General features: G+C 62.8%; 17 protein-coding genes. 2 read left to right on the forward strand and 15 right to left on the reverse strand.

All coding sequences use genetic code 11. The features are described 5' to 3' along the window. The first annotated feature begins 13 nt into the window (after positions 1-13). Positions 14-1,066, forward strand: a complete 1,053-nt coding sequence (locus ACV22W_RS03435) for an AI-2E family transporter (RefSeq protein WP_448017719.1) — start codon at positions 14-16, stop codon at positions 1,064-1,066. A gap of 9 nt (positions 1,067-1,075) precedes the next feature. On the opposite strand, the gene ACV22W_RS03440 is transcribed toward ACV22W_RS03435, so the two are convergent. The 5 genes from ACV22W_RS03440 to ACV22W_RS03460 form a co-directional block, all read right to left on the reverse strand. Further along, on the reverse strand, positions 1,076-1,570 hold the full coding sequence (locus ACV22W_RS03440) for a thioesterase (protein ID WP_448017720.1): 495 nt from the start codon (positions 1,568-1,570) through the stop codon (positions 1,076-1,078). Positions 1,571-1,727: 157 nt separating this feature from the next. After that, entirely contained in the window at positions 1,728-2,744 is a 1,017-nt protein-coding gene (locus tag ACV22W_RS03445) for an NADP-dependent oxidoreductase (protein WP_448017722.1), read from the reverse strand. 34 nt (positions 2,745-2,778) lie between these two features. Further along, positions 2,779-3,567: an SDR family oxidoreductase gene (locus tag ACV22W_RS03450; RefSeq protein WP_448017723.1), complete on the reverse strand. Its 789-nt coding sequence runs from the start codon at positions 3,565-3,567 to the stop codon at positions 2,779-2,781. Positions 3,568-3,999: 432 nt separating this feature from the next. Then, positions 4,000-4,587 carry a phosphatase PAP2 family protein gene (locus tag ACV22W_RS03455; RefSeq protein ID WP_175915598.1) on the reverse strand — a complete coding sequence of 196 codons (588 nt, stop codon included), beginning with the start codon at positions 4,585-4,587 and terminating at the stop codon, positions 4,000-4,002. Positions 4,588-4,667: 80 nt separating this feature from the next. Further along, on the reverse strand, positions 4,668-5,984 hold the full coding sequence (locus tag ACV22W_RS03460; protein WP_448017724.1) for an Nramp family divalent metal transporter: 1,317 nt from the start codon (positions 5,982-5,984) through the stop codon (positions 4,668-4,670). 273 nt (positions 5,985-6,257) lie between these two features. On the opposite strand from ACV22W_RS03460, the gene pseH reads away from it, so the two are divergent. Then, on the forward strand, positions 6,258-6,890 hold the full coding sequence (gene pseH / locus ACV22W_RS03465; protein ID WP_448017726.1) for a UDP-4-amino-4,6-dideoxy-N-acetyl-beta-L-altrosamine N-acetyltransferase: 633 nt from the start codon (positions 6,258-6,260) through the stop codon (positions 6,888-6,890). Positions 6,891-7,032: 142 nt separating this feature from the next. On the opposite strand, the gene pseI is transcribed toward pseH, so the two are convergent. The 10 genes from pseI to ACV22W_RS03515 all read right to left on the reverse strand — a co-directional run bounded on the left by pseI (position 7,033) and on the right by ACV22W_RS03515 (position 17,689). After that, positions 7,033-8,076 carry a pseudaminic acid synthase gene (pseI, locus tag ACV22W_RS03470; protein WP_448017728.1) on the reverse strand — a complete coding sequence of 348 codons (1,044 nt, stop codon included), beginning with the start codon at positions 8,074-8,076 and terminating at the stop codon, positions 7,033-7,035. Between the two features lie 3 nt (positions 8,077-8,079). Next, positions 8,080-9,186 carry a UDP-2,4-diacetamido-2,4,6-trideoxy-beta-L-altropyranose hydrolase gene (gene pseG, locus ACV22W_RS03475; protein ID WP_448017730.1) on the reverse strand — a complete coding sequence of 369 codons (1,107 nt, stop codon included), beginning with the start codon at positions 9,184-9,186 and terminating at the stop codon, positions 8,080-8,082. Continuing rightward, on the reverse strand, positions 9,183-9,875 hold the full coding sequence (gene pseF, locus ACV22W_RS03480; RefSeq protein ID WP_448017732.1) for a pseudaminic acid cytidylyltransferase: 693 nt from the start codon (positions 9,873-9,875) through the stop codon (positions 9,183-9,185). Before pseF ends, pseG begins: the two co-directional genes overlap by 4 nt. Next, positions 9,872-11,029, reverse strand: a complete 1,158-nt coding sequence (gene pseC, locus ACV22W_RS03485) for a UDP-4-amino-4,6-dideoxy-N-acetyl-beta-L-altrosamine transaminase (protein WP_448017734.1) — start codon at positions 11,027-11,029, stop codon at positions 9,872-9,874. Before pseC ends, pseF begins: the two co-directional genes overlap by 4 nt. Further along, positions 11,030-12,031, reverse strand: coding sequence for a UDP-N-acetylglucosamine 4,6-dehydratase (inverting) (gene pseB / locus ACV22W_RS03490; RefSeq protein ID WP_448017735.1), 1,002 nt, complete (start codon positions 12,029-12,031; stop codon positions 11,030-11,032). Between the two features lie 149 nt (positions 12,032-12,180). Further along, on the reverse strand, positions 12,181-13,452 hold the full coding sequence (locus ACV22W_RS03495) for a right-handed parallel beta-helix repeat-containing protein (protein WP_448017737.1): 1,272 nt from the start codon (positions 13,450-13,452) through the stop codon (positions 12,181-12,183). Position 13,453: 1 nt separating this feature from the next. Continuing rightward, positions 13,454-14,203 carry a WecB/TagA/CpsF family glycosyltransferase gene (locus ACV22W_RS03500; protein ID WP_448017738.1) on the reverse strand — a complete coding sequence of 250 codons (750 nt, stop codon included), beginning with the start codon at positions 14,201-14,203 and terminating at the stop codon, positions 13,454-13,456. Beyond that, positions 14,200-15,363, reverse strand: a complete 1,164-nt coding sequence (locus tag ACV22W_RS03505) for a hypothetical protein (RefSeq protein ID WP_448017739.1) — start codon at positions 15,361-15,363, stop codon at positions 14,200-14,202. The genes ACV22W_RS03500 and ACV22W_RS03505 overlap by 4 nt, the downstream gene beginning before the upstream one ends. Beyond that, a complete protein-coding gene (locus ACV22W_RS03510; protein ID WP_448017740.1) occupies positions 15,344-16,360 on the reverse strand; it encodes a glycosyltransferase family 52 in 1,017 nt (338 codons plus the stop codon). Before ACV22W_RS03510 ends, ACV22W_RS03505 begins: the two co-directional genes overlap by 20 nt. Before the next feature lie 21 nt (positions 16,361-16,381). Then, complete coding sequence (locus ACV22W_RS03515) at positions 16,382-17,689, reverse strand: lipopolysaccharide biosynthesis protein (RefSeq protein WP_448017741.1); 1,308 nt, start codon at positions 17,687-17,689, stop codon at positions 16,382-16,384. Position 17,690 lies beyond the last annotated feature (1 nt).

Genomic DNA, 17,690 nt, shown 5'->3' on the forward strand with positions numbered 1-17,690 from the left:
GCGCGAACCATCCATGGATAGCGGACACGACCACCAAAAATTCTTCTATTTCCTGCTGTTCGCGGTCACCGTCGGACTATGCTGGATCCTCGCGCCGTTCTCCGGCGCCGTCTTCTGGGGCACCATTCTCGCGATCCTGTTCCAGCCTGTGCAGCGCTGGCTCGCCGCGCGCTTCGGCAAACGGCGCAACCTGGCCGCGCTCGTGACGATGTCGCTGATCATCCTCATCGTGATCCTGCCGCTCGTGTTCGTCGCGGCGACGCTCGTGCAGGAAATCGCGTACGTGTACCAGGAGCTGAAGAGCGCGCAACCGAATTATTCGCAGTACTTCCATGACATCATTCACGCGTTGCCGACGTCGATCCAGAACCTGCTGCAGAAATACGGGCTGACCAACATCCCCGGCATCCAGAAGAAGCTGACCGACGGTGCCGCGCAGATCAGCCAGTTCGCGGCAACCCAGGCGCTCAGCATCGGGCAGAACACGTTCCAGTTCGTCGTCAGCTTCGGCGTGATGCTGTACATGGTGTTCTTCCTGCTTCGCGACGGCGGCGAGATCGGCCGCCGCGTGCGCCGCGCGATGCCGCTCGACGAAGAACACAAGAACCTGCTGCTCGCGAAGTTCACGACGGTGGTACGCGCAACCGTGAAGGGCAACATCGCGGTCGCGCTCGTGCAGGGCGCGCTCGGCGGGCTGATCTTCTGGATCCTCGGGATCGAGGGCGTCGTGCTGTGGGGCGCGCTGATGGCGTTCCTGTCGCTGCTGCCGGCGATCGGCGCGAGCCTCGTGTGGGTGCCCGCCGCGCTCTACTTCCTCGCGATCGGCGCGATCTGGAAATGCGTGATCCTCGTCGCGTTCTGCGTCGGCGTGATCGGCCTCGTCGACAACCTGCTGCGCCCGATCCTCGTCGGCAAGGACACGAAGATGCCCGACTGGGTCGTACTGATCTCGACGCTCGGCGGGATGGCGCTATTCGGGATCAACGGCTTCGTGATCGGACCGCTCGTCGCCGCGCTGTTCATGGCGAGCTGGGACATCTACGCGCGCGCCGAACAAGGGGAATGACGCAACGCGTCACGGATGTCGAATCCTGATCACGACGGGCGCCACGGCGCCCGTTTCCATGTCCGGCCCCGCGACCGTCAGCACGCCGCCATACGGGCCGACACGATGTGCACGCGCCGAATCCAGCGGCACGATTCGATCGCCGCCCGCATCGCGCCATGTCGCGCGAACCTCCGCTCCCGCGGGCCGCGAAAGCGGCCGGCCGTCCAGTTCCACGAGCGCCACATGCGCGCCGGGCAAGCGCCGGCCATGCGCATCGAACCGGAGTGTCGCCGCGGCGGCGCTGCGGGAGGCCCCGATCGACGGCGCGTCGAATCCCACGTCGTAAAGATCGACGAGCGCGCCGGCGAATCGCACGATGCCGTCCGCGCGCGCCGGCTCGGCCGCACCCACGCCCGACATCGCGAACACGATGCCGAACCCGGCCGCGACGATCCGCAACCTGGCGCCGATGCGCCGCTTCGTTCGATCGCGCACCGCCGCCTGCGCCGTCTTCGTTTGCATGTTTCGCCTCCCGTTTCGCCGCGCAAATGAAAAACGGCGGCGTGACGCGCATGTCACGCCGCCGTTTGCTGGCAATTACTTTAAGGAGAGCGGCCGGAACAATATATGGGACAAGTCTTAAATTGATGCCGGACGATGCAGACTCAACGTGCGCGGCTCATGCGTCCGGATCGACGCGCAGCACGAGCTTGCCGCGATGGTCGCCGTCGAACAGTCGATTCAGCACGTCGGGAGCGTTCTCGAGCCCGTCGGCGACGGTTTCCTCGGCCTTGAGCCGGCCGTCGCGCAGCCATTCGGCGAGCGTCTGCACCGCCTCGCGGCTCTTGCGGTAGTCGAGGATCAGGAAGCCGCGCATCGTGAGCCGCTTCGAGATCAGCACGCCGACGTCGTCCGCCGCGCGGCCGCTGTTGTAGTTCGAGATCACGCCGCACAGCGCGACGCGCCCGCCGATCACCATCCGCGACAGCACCGCGCGCATCACCTCGCCGCCGACGTTCTCGAAGTTCACGTGCACGCCGTCCGGTGTCGCTGCCTTCAGCTGCTCTCGGAAATCGTCGGCCTTGTAGTCGACGGCCGCGTCGAAGCCGAGCGTCTCGGTCAGGTAGCGGCACTTGTCCGCGCCGCCCGCGATCCCCACCACGCGCGCGCCGTGAATCTTGCCGATCTGGCCGGCGATCGAGCCGACCGACCCGGCCGCCGCCGACACGACGAGCGTCTCGCCCGGCTGCACCGGCGCGATGTCGGTCAGCCCGTAATACGCGGTCAGGCCGCTCATCCCGCACGCGCCGAGCAGCGTCGGCATCGGCAGGCCCGACTGCGCGGGCAGCTTCACGAGCTGCGCGGCCTGGTCGGCCGGCACGACCGCATAGTCCTGCCAGCCGACCAGCCCCTGCACGAGATCGCCTTGCGCGAAACCCGCATGGCGCGACGCAACCACGCGCCCGATGCCGAGCGCGCGCATCACTTCGCCGATCGCGACGGGCGGCAGGTATTGTGGCACGTCGCTCATCCACACGCGGTTGGTCGGATCCATCGACAGATACAGCACGCGCACGAGCACTTCGCCGTCGGCGAGCGCCGGCACGGGCGTTTCGACGAGCGAAAAGTGTTCGCGGCCGACCCGCCCTTCCGGGCGCGTCTTCAGCAGCAGTTGGCGGTTCACGAGTGTCGACACGATGCTCTCCTCCGGTTGTTGTCGTCGATGCGCGTCAGACCGCGCACATGCCGCCGTCGATCACGAGTTCGGCGGCCGTCACGAAGCGGCTTTCGTCGGATGCCAGGTAGACGGCCGCATGCGCGACGTCGTCCGGATCGCCGAGCCGGCGCAGCGGAATGCCGCGTGCGAGCTTGCGCGTCGCATCGCGTTCGCCGAGCGACTGGAACAGCGGCTCGACGATCCCCGTGCGAATGAACGCCGGGTGAATCGAGTTGCAGCGCACGTCGAGCTCGCGGCGCGCGCAGTCGATCGCGACCGACTTCGTCAGCGACGCCACCGCGGCCTTCGACGCGTTGTACGCGGTGAAATCCGGCTCGACCTTGAACGCGGCCACCGACGAGATGTTGATGATCGACGCCGGACGGCTTGCGCCCAGGTACGGCAGCGCATGCTTGCAGCCGAGCACGATGCTCTCGACGTTGATCGCCATCACGCGCCGCCATTCGTCGAGCTCGATCTGCGCGGGCGCGCCCATCGACCCGACGCCGGCATTGTTGACGAGCACCGACAACCCGCCCATGGCTTCGTTCGCCTGCGCGAGCAGCGCCTGCCAGCGCGCCTCGTCGCGCACGTCCTGGGTGGCCGCGAACGCGACCGGCGCCGCGTGTCCCGCATTGAGTTCGTGCGCGAACGCGTCGAGCACCGCCGCGTCGGCGACGTCGGTCAGGAACACGCGCGCGCCCTGCTCGACCATCCGGCGCGCGATCGCGCGGCCGAGGCCGCCGACGGCGCCCGTGATGTACGCGCACTTGCCTGCGAGGCGCGGGGAAACGATTGTCATGGGACCTGCTCCTTTCGTGAATCGTCGTCGCGGACTGGTGCCGCGACGGCGGTTGCCGTGGCGCGGGCCGACGGCCGCGCGGTTTGCGCGAGTATAGCGAGCCGGCCGCAGCGCGTCGGACAAATCAGGCAGGCCGCCGCTGCCCCGGCCACGATCGAACGAACGCCAGCGTACGCGATTGCCGCCGATCGATGAAATGAATATTCGTAATGCCCGGTCATAGACCTGGCTCATGACCTTCGTCGCCTCTCCGGGGCGACGGGACGAACCTGTCCAGCGCGCCGGATCACCGCGAACATCGATTCAATGAAGGCGGAACGCCGGATTTCGACAATGAAGAGGAAGGAATTGGATGTGGCTCGGCGGGGCCGCCGCCGCGGGCGACCACTTCACCTGACACCGGGACACCGACGCCCCGGGAAAGAACGACCGTCAGAACCCGTTGCCGGACGTGCGCATGAATGCACAGAACTGCGGGGAATGCGTATCGATCATCTGCTGGAACGGTGCACGATTCCCGTACGCGATGCCGGACACGAGCAGCAGGCAGACGGCCGCGATGCGCGGCGAGAACGAGCGCTTGTGCGCCCGCTCGTAGGTCCGCAGGAACACCAGCGCGACCAGCGCGCCGAGCAGCCAGCCGACGACGACCTCGGGAATCGTGTGCGAGTGGTCGAACACGCGCGCAACGGCCGTCACCGCGCCGACGGCGAGGCCCGCCGCCACACCCGGTACCTTGCCCGCACGGAAGGCCTGCCACAGCATCGACAGCGCGACGGTCCACACGGACGTCGACAGCATCGTATGGCCGCTGATCACGCGGAAGTCGAACTGCGGGATCTCGACGCCGCAGCCCGCATAGAGAATCTTGGTCGCCCCGACCAGGCTCATGCCGGCCGCGAGCAGCACGATCCAGCGCACCGCGAGCCGCCAGTCGGACAGCGCGAGCCAGACCGCGCAGGTCAGCGCGACCGGCAGGGTGAGCGCGGCGTCGCCGATGTTGCTGATTTCACTCCACATAACAAACGTCGAACGGCTGGCAAAACGCGCAGTTTAACGCAGGCGCGCCACGCGCCTGTTTCAGCCTGTGACAGGCTGTATCAGCCCGCGACACCGGTAATCAGCAGCAGGTTCGTGCCGGTGATGACGACGAACAGCGTCCACGCGGCGACCTGCATCCTGCGGCCGATCGCATGCTCGCCCATCGTGTCGCGATCGCTGACCGACCGGATCAGCGGCCACATCGCGAACGGCAGTTGCAGGCTCAGCAGCACCTGGCTCCAGACGAGCAGTTGCCCGACCGAGTTCTCGCCGAGCCACAGCACGCCGACGAGCGCGGGCGCCAGCGCGAGCCCGCGCGTGATCAGCCGGCGCTGGTAGCACGGGATTTTCGTATGCAGGAAGCCGTCCATGATCACCTGGCCGGCGATCGTGCCGGTCAGCGTCGAACTTTGCCCCGACGCGAGCAGCGCGATGCCGAACAGCAGCGCGGCCGCGCCGCCCGCGATCGGCGTGATCAGCCGGTACGCCTGTTCGATGTCGGTCACGTCGTGCTGGCCGGTTGCATGGAACGCCGCGCCCGCGACGACCAGGATCGCCGCATTGACGAGCATCGCGACGAACAGCGACACGCAGGTGTCGATCCGCACCAGCGCGAGCGTGTCGCGGATCAGGCCGCGCGCGCCGCCGACGACATGGCGCGTCTGCACGACCGACGAATGCAGATACAGGTTGTGCGGCATGATCGTCGCGCCGACGATGCCGAGCGCGAGCACGATCGCGTCCTTGCGGTCATGGCCCGGATCGCCCGGCACGAGCCCCGCCGCGACCGCATGCCAGTCGGGCGGCGTGATCGCGACCTGCGCGACGAAGCAGAACGCCATCGTCGCGATCAACCCGAGCACGATCGCCTCGATCTGCCGGACGCCCTTGCCCTGCAACCCGAGGACGATCACCGTGTCGAGCGCGGTGAGCACGATCCCCCACGCGAGCGGCACGCCGAGCAGCAGCTTGAATGCCAGCGCGCAGCCGAGCACTTCGGCGATGTCGCACGCGATGATCGACACCTCGGCGGTCACCCACTGCACGATGCGGCCCAGGCGGCCATAGCGGTCGTAGCTGGCCTGCGCGAGATCCTTGCCCGCGACGAGGCCGAGCCGCGCGGCGAGCATCTGCAGGAAGATCGCGGCGAGGCTCGAGAACGCGACGACCCACAGCAGCGAATAGCCGAACTGCGAGCCGGCCTGGATGTCGGTGGCCCAGTTGCCCGGATCCATGTAGCCGATCGCGACCAGCAGGCCCGGGCCGAAGAAGCGCTTGAGCTTCATCCAGCGCGACGCGCCGGCGTCGATCGTGATGCTGCCCTTTACTTCCGACGGGCAGAAGGGGGCTGTGGCGGTGGTGGGGAGCAGAGGCATGGGGCGGGTGCGGTCGGTAATGCGCCGATTGTACGGGTAGCACGAAGGCGTGGCACGCGTGCATGCGAAGCGCGGCAGCAGTCCGCGAAAGTAGCGACAAGCCCCAGTGCGCGATGTCTGTCTGCGCTCGAACATCCCATCGTCCCCTGTATTGCGGTATGGCGAACGAAACCGTACGCAGTGCGCGAAAACCCGTACTACGCATCGGCGAAGCACGCTAACATACGGCTGCACTTCGGCAAACAGACCGATACAGCGACGGGGAGAAAATGCATGACGGACGTGAACAACATCGAAACAATCGGGCCGCGCGTAGTCAAGCTGCGGCCGCTCGTTGATTGCTCGCCGGCACAGCAGGCGCAGGTTCGCGAGATCAGAAATCAGGATGGTGTGCGGGCGGCCATGTACACGGACCATCTGATCACAATTGCCGAGCATGAGCGCTGGCTCGTCAAGCTCGCCCACGACGCAACGCAAATCGTCTTCGCCGTTCTCAATGACGACGATCATCCGATCGGAGTTATCAGCCTCAATGCACTCGACCGCAAACATCAAAAGTCAGATTGGGCCTTCTACTTATCGGAAACGGAGCGCGGTGGGCTTGGTGCGGCGCTCGAGTTCCAGTTGATTGAATTCGCGTTCAACGCGTTGCAGCTGCGCAAGCTCAACTGCGAAGTCATCGAGACCAACGACGTGGTCGTCCGGCTGCACAAGAAGTTCCATTTCGCCGAGGAAGGTCTGCGGCGTTCCAACGTTGAAAAGAACGGGCAGCGAATCGGCGTTTATCTGCTCGGACTCACCCGCGAAGACTGGTTCGAACATCGCGCACAGACGCTCGCCAAATATGCGTCCGTCTTCTCGAAGTTTGCGATCACACTGGAATACGAGCGGCAGCCCGCCGAATGATGCATGGTCGCGCCGGATCGACTGTCACGTCAACTCGTCGCGCATCGCCGCCCTACGGCGCTCCACAGGCTGCCAGCCTCCCGGTATCGCTGCGGAACTGAATGCGCGCACGACCCTTCGGTCGAGGCGCCCGATGCCCGCCCTACCCGAGGATCTCCCGCGGAATCGGCTCGCCCACCCCGACATCGACACGCGCAGGCAGCCCCAGAATTGCATCGAGGTATTTCGGCGCCAGTCCCAATCCGGGTCGGATGCTCCTGACATGTTCGTGCGTGATGATGTCGCCCTTTCTGATTGGCCGAACGGCATAGAGCGAGCGCCGAAACTGCACGTTACCTTTCTCGCTCTCCTTGCGCTCATAGTTGACGCACCCGAGGGCGCTCCACGCGGTGCGCGCGCCACGCACCAGCGCATCGAGGTCCGCCGGTTCGAGCGAAAAGCTGTCATCCGGTCCGCCACCGTTACGGTCGAGCGTCACGTGTTTCTCGATCAGTGCGGCGCCGAACGCAATACTCGCAACCGCGGTCGTATTGTCGACCGTGTGATCCGACAACCCCGTCACCACACCAAAGCGGCCGGCCATATCGGCAATCGTGCGCAGGTTGTAGTCCTCGGGCGGCGCAGGATATCCGCTGACGCAATGCAGCAACGCCAGCGATCTGCATCCGCCAGCACGAGCGGCATCGACCGCCTCGCGAATTTCCTCCGCGTCTGCCATACCGGTCGAAATGATCATCGGCTTGCCCGTTTGCGCGACATACCGAATCAGCGGCAGATCGATCGCCTCGAACGATGCAATCTTGTAGGCCGGTGCGTTCAGGTCTTCAAGCAGGTCGACCGCCGTGCGATCGAACGGTGAACTGAAGATGCTGATACCGAGCTTTCTCGCATGTTCAAACAGCGGCTTGTGCCAATCCCACGGCATGTGCGCCCACTGGTAGAGATCGAACAGCGATCGTCCATCCCATAAGCCGCCTTTGATCTGAAACTCGGGGCGAGAGGATTCAATGGTGATCGTATCGGGGCGATAGGTTTGCAACTTTACGGCATCGGCACCCGCGCGGCGTGCCGCCTCGACGATCCGGAGTGCCGTGTCGAGGCTGCCGTTGTGATTGGCCGACAACTCGGCAATAATGTACGGCGAATGTTTGGCGCCGATCCGGCGTCCATCGATTTCGAATTCCATTCCTTACTCCCTTTCCATCAAACGGTTGACGACGCGATCGCAGCCCGATCCGTCGACCTGCTGTCGAATGCGCATCCGCCGCGCACGATATGCGTCAGACGCGGGGGCCAGGTTTCGCAGCAGACGTTCGTATGTTTCACGAGTCGTCTGGCGCCAGTCGCCCGCGTAGTCGACAAGTTCGATCTTGCCCAGATGCCGGGCAAGACCGACCTGATTGGGCGCAACCGCCGTAATGGTGCAATTCAGCCCGATGCAGAAGCGTTCCCAGTTTGTTACACCTGAAGCGCCGAACGCGTAATCAGCCCGTGCCATCATCGATGCCATGTCGTCCACGTGGCGGTGAAGGCGTATGCCGCGCACTCCGGCGGCCATACGGATTAGCGCTTCCGCATGCGGATTGGCGACGCCGATCAGGACGTCCGCTTCGAGATCCGGACGCCCCACCGACGACCACGCCGCGATGAACTTCCCCGTTTCACCGGTCGCGTCGACGCCGCCGAAAAAGACCAGCAAGCGGTAGGGTTCACTAGCGTGCCTCGACGCCGCAGCAGCACGTTGCACACGAAAATCGGGGGGCAGTAATGCGTAGCTCGGCCCGAGCAATAATTCGCAGTTCGGGGACACGAACGCTGGATAGCGACTATCGGCGTCCGGATAAGGATTCTGGTCGAGCAGCACATCACAGTCGTGCGGCCGGTCAGCAAGATCATCGATGACCATCACGTGACGCACGCATGGGCGTAGTTGGCGCTCCCATTCTGCATCGAGAGCATAGTGATCGACGATCAGCCAATCGATTGCATCGCCGACGCGATGCAGCGCGTCGCGCGTTTGCGCCGCGTCCACGTCCTGCCCGCATCCAAGCCAGCTCGCATGCCCGCGTTCAGCGCCGCCCGCATCGGAGGACCGTGACAGTACGGGGAGGCGCCGGCAGTCGAAGCCCCGCCGCTCGATCAGTGTCGCGAGATGGCCCGCGTGCTCACGCGTTACGAACGTCGGCAGTATGCCTGCCTCGCGCAGTGCCGTGGCAAGGGTCAGGCAACGCATCACGTGCCCGCTGCCGATGTCGATCGACGCGTCCGCACGGATCACGGCCCGAGCGCGACTCATCGGGTCGCCGCCAGCGCGTGATGCATCAGCTCAGCGGCAACCCAGTCCTCAGGAGTGTCGATGTCCTGCACGCGATAGCGCGGCAGAATGATCGGCACTGACACGCTCGAAAACAGGGGCTTGCCGACCTGAAATGCTTCCGCGCGCCCCCAATAGAACTGCCCCGCATCGTGGTATGCCGGCTCGAGATCCTGCGAGCGCGTCGTCATGTGCTCGGGCTGGAACATCGCGACACGCCCCGCGCGCGTCATTCGTATCGCACGCTGAATCGGAAACGCGTAACTCGTCACGGAGAACGCGAAGTCGCTCCCCTGCTCGTTCAGCGTCTCCCAGCCGCGCTGGAGATCTTCTGGAGCGAGGAACAAAGCCGTCGCATAGATACAGCACACCCACTCCGGCGCCGCTGCCCCGGCCGACAATTCGCCGATCGCGTGCTGAATGACTGTAATCGTCGTCGTGTGTTCATCTGCCAACGCTGTCGGGCGTCGGAACGGCACCTCCGCGCCATGGGCCCGCGCAACCTCGGCAATTTCGTCGTCGTCGGTCGAGACGATCACGCGATCGAAGCAACCGGAAGCACGTGCGGCTTCGATCGGATAGGCGATGGCCGCCTTGCCGTTAAACATCTTGATGTTCTTGCGCGGAATACGCTGACTACCGCCACGAGCAGGAATGATCGCGATCTTCACGACAGCACTTCCTCCAGAGTATTGACGACGTGCACCTGCTGCGCGTCGGTGAGCGTCGCGAACATCGGCAAACTGATTGCTTCCGCATAATAGCGTTCGGCCTCCGGAAATTCGCCAGCATGGAAACCCAGCTTTTCGTAGTACGGCTGCGTATGGACCGGGATATAGTGCAGATTGACCGCGATCCCGGCTTCGCGCAGCGCAATGAATACTTCACGATGCGACTTGCGAATTCGGTCGATCTTCAATCTAACGACATAAAGATGCAAACCGGAGTAGGTGTCCGGCAACTGCCACGGTGTCAGGACCGGCAACGCACCCAGCAGCGCATCGTAGCGCCGCGCCAGCGCATGGCGCCTCGCGACATAGTCGTCCAGCCGCGTCATCTGAGAAATCCCGAGCGCCGCCTGCAACTCCGTCATCCGGTAGTTGAATCCCAGTTCGGTCTGCTGATAATACCAGGGGCCATCGGCCTCGTGCGTCATGCGCGCAGGATCGCGCGTGATTCCGTGGCTGCGCAGCAATGCCATGCGCTCCGCAAGTCGATTGTCGTTGGTAAGCGCCATCCCGCCTTCCGCGGTCGTGATGATCTTGACCGGGTGGAAGCTGAACACCGTAATGTCGGCGTAACGTCCATCACCTACGTACCGCCCGTCGATCTTACCGCCGATCGCGTGCGACGCGTCCTCAATGATCCTGAAACCATACTCCCGCGCAAGCGCGTTGATCGCGCGCATGTCGCACGGCTGGCCACACAAGTGCACGGGGATGACGACCTTGGGCAAGGTGCCGGTTTCACGTGCACGTTCCAGCTTCGCCTTCAATGCATGCGGATCCATGTTGTAGGTACGCGGATCGATATCGACGAAATCCACATCGGCACCGCAGTAGCGTGCGCAATTGGCCGACGCGACGAACGTGATCGGGCTTGTCCATACCCGATCCCCCGGCCCGACGTCGAGCGCGAGACACGCGATATGGAGCGCGGACGTCGCGCTATTGACGGCGATCGCATGGCGCGCACCCACTTTCCCCGCGACACACGCTTCGAATCTCGGCACCATCGGCCCCTGCGTCAGGAAATCCGACGTCAGAACCGCGGTCACCGCATCGATATCCTCGCGCGTAATGTCTTGCCGGCCATAGGGAATCATTCAAGCACCCGCGATGTGATTGAACTCGACAATCTCGTCGAGCTTCAGGAAATGCTCGTTCGTACCCGAGTTGTATTCGAATCCGCGCTGTACAGGTCGCCCGCACTCATTCAGCCTGTTCGTCGTGAAATCATTGTCCAACCGATTGAACATGATCGTCGGGCTCAGGACGTAATGATCATCGAACTCGATCGTCAGATGCGAGTCGTCCGACGGGCACATGATTTCGTGCAATTTTTCGCCCGGCCGGATACCGACCACCTTATGGGACAGACGCGGAGCGATCGCAGTCGCCAGATCGACGATGCGCACCGACGGAATCTTCGGCACGAAAATTTCTCCGCCCTTCATCCGTTCGAAGTTTCTCAGTACGAAATCGACGCCCTGCTGAAGGGTGATCCAGAAGCGAGTCATGTCGACGTGTGTAATGGGCAGATGGTCGGCGCCATTCGCAATCAACTGCCGGAAAAACGGCACCACCGAGCCGCGCGATCCGACCACGTTTCCGTACCGCACGACCGAGAATGTCGTGCGATGGCCGCCAGACATGTTGTTGGCCGCAACGAACAGCTTGTCGGAAGCGAGTTTGGTGGCGCCATACAGATTGATCGGATTCGCGGCCTTGTCGGTGGAAAGCGCGATGACCCGGTCGACTTCATTCGCGAGCGCGGCACGGATGACATTCTCCGCGCCGTGAATGTTCGTCTTGATGCATTCTGTCGGATTGTATTCGGCTGCCGGCACTTGCTTCAGCGCCGCGGCGTGAATGATGAAATCGACGCCCTTGGTCGCTTGAATCAGCCGTTCGCTGTCGCGAACATCGCCGATGAAGTAACGCATGCACGGGTCGTTGAATTCCTGTTGCATCTCGAACTGCTTCAGTTCGTCGCGCGAAAATATGATTAGGCGTCGCGGCTTGTAACGGCTCAGGATGGTCCTGACATACTTTTTCCCGAACGAGCCGGTGCCACCCGTAATGAGAATGGATTTATTGTCGAACATAACGCCCCCCTTTTCATTCAAAAAATTTGGTCTTCATGTCCGGCCGGATAGCGATACGATCGCGCGGCCGTGGTTCACGTTCCCGGTCGTGCGGGCTCACTGCAACGCCGTTACGGAAGCATCGCCGGGCCCGGCTCGGTGGCGGCGCATCATTGCGGAATTCCGCCAATACCCTTGCTCGCACCAAGACGATTTCCGATACCACGAAACCCCGACACCTGAACGGATTCCGATGTCGGGCCGTCATTGGCGACCTGAATTCCGTAGCCGAGATTACTGCTGGCATCGAAGCCATTCACAACGGCGCCGGCAGACTGCAGCAACAAGCCGTCCTTGCCGTTTCCTGTAGCGCTGCCCGACACCGCGCAGCCGTCGCTGTGAAACAGGTGAATACCGTGGCCCGCGTTGTGATTGGCGCGAATCCCGACGAGTTGCGTCCGCGGAGACGCGGACGCAACGAAGCCACCACCGGCGTTGCCATCGGCCTGAAAATCGACGAACACGTTGTTTTTGTTCTCGTACCCGGAACCGCCGCTCATGCGGCACCCATCGCCGCGATTGTCTTGGGACTTCACGTGCTCGATGCGATTGAACGACGATCCATTCCCGAGATATACGCCACCATAGCCGTTGGTTGTCCGCCCGTTCAGATTGCAGATCGCGTCGTGGATCGTGTTGTATTTGCCGCCATCGCCTGCCCCCGTCGCCATGCCGTCGATCATGATGCCTGCGGCATCGTTGTTGTTGCATGTGACACCGGCGACCTCGTTACGCTGGCCACCGTTGATCGTGATGCCGATCCGATTCTTCGAGAATTCTCCGCCGATCACCCGGTTGCCGACCGCACCCGTGCCAAAGATCGAGACCCCAGCGCCGTCCTTCCCGGTCGCGCCTTCGATACGTGTCACGCGCACTTCGTTGCCGTCGCACGGCGCGCCATCACTGACGATATCGATACCTTTGTTGCGCACGTTCACTATCGCACCGCCGACGATCGTGCATTGGCGACTGTTGCGCAGCACGATCGCGGATTGCCCGTCCTGTCCGGACTCCCCGACGATACTGACAAAGCGAATGTGTACGCTCCGGCCATTATCGACAAACATCGCCTGGGCACGCGCCGCGCAATGGACCGTTTGAAGGAACTCGATCTGACAACCAGACGGGATCACCAACCCGCGCTGGATCCGGAGCGCACGGCTCACGACGACACGTCGGCCGTCGGCGCGCTCCATCAACCGCTTCTGTAGCGCGTCTTCGGACAGTGGCCCGCTCGCATCGATCACGTCACTGTCGTTCTGCTGTCTCTGCGCCAGCGCCATGCGCGGCAGCGCGATACCGCAAGCCGCCGCCCACGACACGCCAACTGCGGCGAACGACGCGACGCCCATCGAGCTCCCGAGGAACTTCCTGCGATGCATATCAATTTCCTCCAACACGCTGACGATCGAGATTCCGCACCAACGCATCGTGTGCAAGGCACACGAACGAGATCGGATATTCGACGGCATAACGGTAGAACAGCCGCGGCTCGTCCAAGATCCGGAACAGCCAGCGCAGATGCCACTCGTCCGCCCACCGCGGGTAATAGTCGATCCGTCCGTTTGCGGTCTGGTGCAGAAACCCGCCGCACGTGTAGCCGTGCCCGCACCAGCCCGCGTCGGCCAGTTCTACGAGGAAGCGCTCCTGGCTCACCGAGCCCATACCGCATATCACAATGTCGGGCCTGCGGCACACGATGTCGGCTATCAGATGCCGCTTCGTTTCCGAAGTCAGATATCCATGATGCGTCCCACAAAACACGATGTCTGGGTAGCGCGTCGCGAAGACTGCCCGTGCCGCCTCGACCTCGTGAGGTTTCGAACCGACAAGAAATATGGATCGTCTCGCTTCGTTCGCTCCAGCGAGCACATCGGCTCCGACCGATGTCATGTCGAAACTCAGGCGCGGCACATCGATTCCGCAAACGCGTTTCAGAAACACGCACAGGGAAATACCGTCGACCCCGACCGTATCAAAGCGTGCGAGCAGATCGGTGTTCGAACGCAGTTTCAGATAAGAGTACGGATTGACGAACGTGCACAGGCGAGCGTCAAGCACGGCCCGTTTGTCTCGCGCAAATGTCGAATCGCACATCTGAACGAGACTCTGGCGGGTTTGTCGATAAGTCACGAGATTGCCTCGGGTTGCAGACGGGCGAAGTTCAGATACACGGCGAACAACAACAAGGTCCCCGGTGCCTGAAAGATGTTGTGCAGGGACATCAGCAAGACGTTGGCCATAAAAAATGGAACGACGAGACGCCGATATCCGCGCGCCTGCGCATTGCGCACGGCGCTGCCGGAAAGAAATCCCCTGACCAGCACGAACGAGAACAATCCGACGAAGAGGATCGAGTAGTCGTACCAGTAACGCAGTACGTCGAAATGGGTGATGTAACCGGTAGCACGCTCGGCGCTTCCGGCCCCGAACCCGCCAAAGTAGTTGTTGGAAGCGAGCCTCATCCACAGCTCCAGATACCAGCCGACCCGCGTGTTCAGCGATCCACCGTCTGAATCACTCTGCGCGAACACCCGCGAGTGCGTACCGCCTGTCGTCATTGCATCGCGCAGGTCCCACGCGACGAGCGCAACAATCGCCGATCCAAGCAAAATCAATGCGTAGTACGCCGACCGATTTCTGGCGATTCCGGCGGCCGTCCCGAGCAGCAGCATTTCGTACAGCACCAGCGTCATCAGCGCTGACCGCGTACCTGACAGAACTATGCATAACACCGACGCCACGAACAGCGGTACGATCCATCGCAGGCGCAGGTGGTTATTGCGGGCAACGAGGTAGGCAAGCATCACGCCGTTCGCAAAGATTGGCGGCGACAGCGAGAATCCGGCAAACCGCCCCTCGTATCCGACCATGCCGGTTACTGCCCCAAGCGTCGGGAAAATCACGATGATCAGCAATGCGAGCCACGCCGCGAACGATCTAGAATCGATACGCCCGTTATCGATGCGCTCGCGCACGGCACTGAACGTGACGACCAGGAGGAACATGTACAGATAGTCGCGCGCCAGCTTCTGTGCGGCACCCTGGTCGTCGATCGCAGCCAGCGCGACCATCAGGACCGCGAAGGCCGCCAGCACTCCCGGAAGCCAAATCGGCATGCGCTTTCGGAACACGAACGCCGTCCCGGCAGCGGCTGCCACGACCACCGCGATAGCTGGGTTGAATTCGCCCGCTTCCGTCAGACCATGAAGCAGCGCGAGGAAGCCGTCCGCGTATGCCACCATGCTGATCGCACCGGCAAGAAGGATTCCGTTAAGCTCGGCGCGTTTCATAATCCCTCATCAAATCGGACTCCGTAACGCTTGAAACCGACCGCTTCTTCATCACTCGCGTCATGGATACCGCGGCCTGATCATCGAGAACCCGCAGATTGATCGCATCGATCCCGGCTAGCGACGAGAGGTTGAGGAGTGCCGTGCTATTCAGCCCGATGACCCTGACATGCGCGTGGCGCTGCCTGAGGCCTATTACGAACTCCTCCGCGATCAGCGATGTCTTAACACGCTTTTCTCGCAACGGCTCGTAGTGCGAAATAATCCGGCTTCTCGGGTGCGGCAAGAAGTAATCCACGGCGTAGTTGGCATGGACCGCGCGATCGATACGTTCAGCATCGGCCGGAGAACGCAGGCCGTCCTCCGTCAGAGTGTGGCCGATATAAACTGTCGCCGTCTCTCCCCGCACTTCCGCAGCAGCCTTGCTCCGAAAGGCAGTGCCGCCCTCGGTCAGGCCCGACATCAGATCGAAGCGGACCAGTTCGCGTGCATGGTCTTCATAGACGTTCCGCTCGGCGTAAATCGAATAGTGACGCTCGATATCGCGAACCACATTCACATACAGGTAGCGTCGTCCCAGAACGGCAAACAGGCAACGACCGGCACGCGATTCGCGCGATTCGCTGAAATACCCGTTCTCGACGATGTTTCCGCTGCCGTCGTCGAAGGTCTCGAAGCGGCGAATGCCGAACACCCACGCCAGGAAGCGCGAGTGTGCGTGCTTGAGATTTCCGCAGATCAGCGTGAAAGGGACGCCCCCCCGCCGGACGCTGCGCCCCCACAATGCAAGTCGCCACGGATCGCGGAAATCGTGAGGAAGCTGAAGCAAGTCAGAACCGTGCGTGGCGTGCCGGGAAAGTCGCGCGTAATAGGCATGATGGCTCGGTGCGTCGTTGAAGCACAGGTACAACAAGCGAAAATTCCCGATGGCGCCTAGTTCGACCAGGCGCATCGCAATCAGCGCGTGCAGCGGTGTGTAGCAGACCAGCAAATTCATCATTGTCTCAACGTAGTTTCATCACGCACGGTACGGAGTCCAGCCGTTCTGCGACGACCTGACGCGCTTGAGGCGAGCCACCTTGCCGCATGCCATAAAGCCAAATGCAGCGACGAGCGCGACCGGGACCGCCTGCTGAGGAACCCGTGCGCCGATGCACATCGCAACAGCGAGAAAGAGCCCGATCGCAAGCAGATTGATGATCAGAATGTCTCGATCGCGTCCGAGTGCGTACAAGGCGTAATGCGGTATCAGGCTGAGTGAGAAAAGTGCGGAGGCAGCCACCAGCCAGAAGAACAGGTCGACGTGCTCGCGGTAGATCGGCTTCGCGACGACTGCCAGCACGGGCCAGACCAGCAAGACGGCTGCGACCACAAAACTGCCAGTCAACATCAGCGTCGAATTCGCCATCCGCCTGTACGTGCTGGCGAACGCATTTGCATCGAACGTCCGGGCGGCAGCCACGACACGCGGATACAGGAACGCAATGACGCCTGCATCGAGCAGCGCGACAAGCGCGCCCGCCATGCCCGCAAAGAACGTGTAGACACCGACCAGCGCCGGGCCGGCATAGGCCTGCTCCAGATAGCGGTCGACGGTGAATAGGCCGCGCATGGCCAACGTCGCCACCAGCAGCGGCAGCGCGACGCGTATGCCCCGCCTGATCCAGCCCCAGTCGACGCCCTGCTTGCAGACGCGCCAGTCGAACTGCATCAGTGGCCGGACGGCGAGCAGTACCGAGCAGGCCGCCCCACACGCCCACGTTCCGAGTACCCAATCGAGCGTACGCAACTCGGGGGACGCCAGCAGTCCGATGCCACCGGCGATCGCTGTTGCACCGCTACGAACGAACAGCAGCGTCGTGGCGCGCAGCGTATGTGACATCACGGTCAGCAGACGGGTCAGCTCCTGCGCGATGTGTTCCAGCAGCAGCAGCAACAGAACCCATGCGATCAAATGCCCGGGCAGCATCCCCGACAAGCCCAGCGTCGCGGCCAGCAACGGCAGCGTGACGACGTAGCAGACGAGCTGAAAGACAGCTTGGTTGCGCAAGATGCGCGGCCAGGCGTCGCGCGCTTCGCCCAGTAACTCACGCGTGCTGTACGTATAGAAATCGATCCCGGCCAGATACAACGCGTAACTGACCGTTACAGACACGATGCCGAATTCACCAACGCTGGCCGGAACCAGACAGCGCGCCATGACAAACAGCAACAGAAAGCGACTGCCAAGCGTCGCGACGCGCAGGCCGACATTCAACACGCGCGACATCGCGATCGACCGCATCGGCGTGACCGGCTCAACTGAATTTGGGGCCTTGACGGACATG

The organism is Burkholderia sp. AW49-1, from assembly GCF_053427845.1.

Excerpts from the sequence above, each read along its gene's own strand:
- ACV22W_RS03435 (WP_448017719.1), top strand. The coding sequence starts at position 14 with ATGGATAGCGGACACGACCACCAAAAATTCTTCTATTTCCTGCTGTTC.
- ACV22W_RS03440 (WP_448017720.1), bottom strand. The coding sequence starts at position 1,570 with ATGCAAACGAAGACGGCGCAGGCGGCGGTGCGCGATCGAACGAAGCGG.
- ACV22W_RS03450 (WP_448017723.1), bottom strand. The coding sequence starts at position 3,567 with ATGACAATCGTTTCCCCGCGCCTCGCAGGCAAGTGCGCGTACATCACG.
- ACV22W_RS03455 (WP_175915598.1), bottom strand. The coding sequence starts at position 4,587 with ATGTGGAGTGAAATCAGCAACATCGGCGACGCCGCGCTCACCCTGCCG.
- ACV22W_RS03460 (WP_448017724.1), bottom strand. The coding sequence starts at position 5,984 with ATGCCTCTGCTCCCCACCACCGCCACAGCCCCCTTCTGCCCGTCGGAA.
- pseH (WP_448017726.1), top strand. The coding sequence starts at position 6,258 with ATGACGGACGTGAACAACATCGAAACAATCGGGCCGCGCGTAGTCAAG.
- pseI (WP_448017728.1), bottom strand. The coding sequence starts at position 8,076 with ATGGAATTCGAAATCGATGGACGCCGGATCGGCGCCAAACATTCGCCG.
- pseG (WP_448017730.1), bottom strand. The coding sequence starts at position 9,186 with ATGAGTCGCGCTCGGGCCGTGATCCGTGCGGACGCGTCGATCGACATC.
- pseC (WP_448017734.1), bottom strand. The coding sequence starts at position 11,029 with ATGATTCCCTATGGCCGGCAAGACATTACGCGCGAGGATATCGATGCG.
- pseB (WP_448017735.1), bottom strand. The coding sequence starts at position 12,031 with ATGTTCGACAATAAATCCATTCTCATTACGGGTGGCACCGGCTCGTTC.
- ACV22W_RS03495 (WP_448017737.1), bottom strand. The coding sequence starts at position 13,452 with ATGCATCGCAGGAAGTTCCTCGGGAGCTCGATGGGCGTCGCGTCGTTC.
- ACV22W_RS03505 (WP_448017739.1), bottom strand. The coding sequence starts at position 15,363 with ATGAAACGCGCCGAGCTTAACGGAATCCTTCTTGCCGGTGCGATCAGC.
- ACV22W_RS03510 (WP_448017740.1), bottom strand. The coding sequence starts at position 16,360 with ATGAATTTGCTGGTCTGCTACACACCGCTGCACGCGCTGATTGCGATG.
- ACV22W_RS03515 (WP_448017741.1), bottom strand. The coding sequence starts at position 17,689 with ATGTCCGTCAAGGCCCCAAATTCAGTTGAGCCGGTCACGCCGATGCGG.